The sequence below is a fragment of the Gordonia sp. (in: high G+C Gram-positive bacteria) genome, from assembly GCF_049299075.1.
Lineage (GTDB): Bacteria > Actinomycetota > Actinomycetes > Mycobacteriales > Mycobacteriaceae > Gordonia.
In genome coordinates this window covers 1-1,787 of record NZ_JBAQWU010000195.1, presented here as the reverse complement: position 1 = coordinate 1,787, position 1,787 = coordinate 1, and the positions used below count along the sequence as shown (strand labels likewise).

Genomic DNA, 1,787 nt, shown 5'->3' with positions numbered 1-1,787 from the left:
GGCTGGGAGACGGCGGTGCCGGGCGGGGGAACGGGAGTGCGTTGGTACAGCAGCCAGCAGCCGACGGCCATCAGGACGGCGCCCAGCAGGCCGCCGGAGCTCCACATCGCGTCGCGGCCGAAACTGGTCACCAGGATCACCGCGATCACGCCGAGCACGATCAGCTTGCCCGTCGAGAGGCTCGCGTCCGCTTTGGACCCGTCCCGCGCACTCGGCATCACCAGCGAGGCAACGATATACAGCAGGATGCCGCTGCCGCCGAAGAGCGTCGCAACAACAAACGCGATCCGGATCAACGTCGGATCGACGTCGTATCGCGCACCCAGGCCGGCGCAGACGCCGGCGACTTTACCTTCACGGCGACGACGCACGGGACGCGTCGCCCAGAAGTCTTGCAGCGTGGTGGTGTTCATGCCATTGATCCTGTCGCGGACGGTACCGCCGGTGAATCGGGAATCACCCTGAGATACTCCCTGAACTCTGCTCCGGTGCGGGCACACCAGGCTCCGGACATGCCACTATCGAGAGTGTCATGAGAACCGAGAAGATCCGTTCGACGTCGACGACGCCGACACTGTATCGCCGAGACGGCGGCAAGGTCATCGCCGGAGTGTGCGGCGGGATCGCCGACCACCTCGGCGTCGACGTGTTCCGCGTCCGCGTGGTCTTTGTGGTGCTCAACGCCCTCGCCGGCGCCGGCACCCTGGCCTACCTCGCCCTCTGGTTCTTCACCCCGCAGGGCCACGACATCGAGCGCCCCCGCCCCGCCGAACGTCGGCAGGCCTACGGGCTGATCGTGCTCTCCGCCGTCGCCTTCGGCATCAGTGTGGTGGCCGCGTCCAATGCGCCCGCCCAGCAACTGGTGGCCGCGCTCTTTGTCCTCGGCGGCGCCGCCCTGGTCTGGCGCGAAGTGGACGTCACCGGCCTGGGCGCCCGACGATCGACCGTCACCTGGCTGCGGATCCTGGCCGGCGCCGTTCTGGTGATCGGCGGACTGGTGGTCCTGGTGGTGGCCGGGAACTCGCTCGGCGGCGTCAATACGACGATCCTGGCCGTCGGCGCCACCCTGGTGGGCGTCGTGCTGCTGACCGTGCCGCTCTGGATGCGGATGATCCGCACCCTCGACGCCGAACGCGCCGCCCGCATCCGTACCGCCGAACGCGAAGAGATCGCCTCGCACCTGCACGACTCCGTACTCCAGACGCTCGCGCTGATCCAGAAGCAGGCCGGTGATCCCGAAGTGGTCGCCCGGTTGGCCCGGCGGCAAGAACGCGAACTGCGCACATGGCTGTTCGGCGACCCCGCGCAACGTCGAGAATCGTTCGCTGCCGCCATTGCCGCCCTCGCCGCCGAAGTGGAGGAGTTTTACGGCACCGAGATCGACGCGGTGACCGTCGGTGACACCACACCCGAAGAACTGCGGGACGAGACGTGGGCGCGGTCGGCCAGCGCGCTGATCGGCGCCACCCGCGAGGCGCTGGTGAACGCGGCCAAACACTCCGGCGCGCAGAAAGTGGACCTGTACGCCGAGGTGCTCGACGACCGCGTCGAGGTCTTCGTGCGTGACCGTGGCCGCGGGTTCGACCTCGACTCCGTCGACGACGACCGGCAAGGCATCGCCGGGTCCATTCGCGCGCGCATGGAACGCGTCGGGGGCGAATCGGAACTGCGCTCGACACCCGGACGCGGTACGAATGTGACGTTGCGGTTGCCGCGGGCGAGCGGCGCGCTGGAACACCGTGACGGCGTCGACGATGTGGAGGAGGAAGCTTCGTGAACCCTTCGAC

General features: G+C 68.4%; 2 protein-coding genes. One reads left to right on the top strand and one right to left on the bottom strand.

What is annotated here, in order from left to right:
- Positions 1-413: PspC domain-containing protein (locus tag WAW85_RS06330; RefSeq protein WP_422558785.1), on the bottom strand; the 413-nt coding region annotated here is incomplete at its 3' end.
- Between the two features lie 119 nt (positions 414-532).
- On the opposite strand from WAW85_RS06330, the gene WAW85_RS06325 reads away from it, so the two are divergent.
- Complete coding sequence (locus WAW85_RS06325) at positions 533-1,777, top strand: PspC domain-containing protein (protein WP_422558784.1); 1,245 nt, start codon at positions 533-535, stop codon at positions 1,775-1,777.
- Positions 1,778-1,787: the final 10 nt, after the last annotated feature.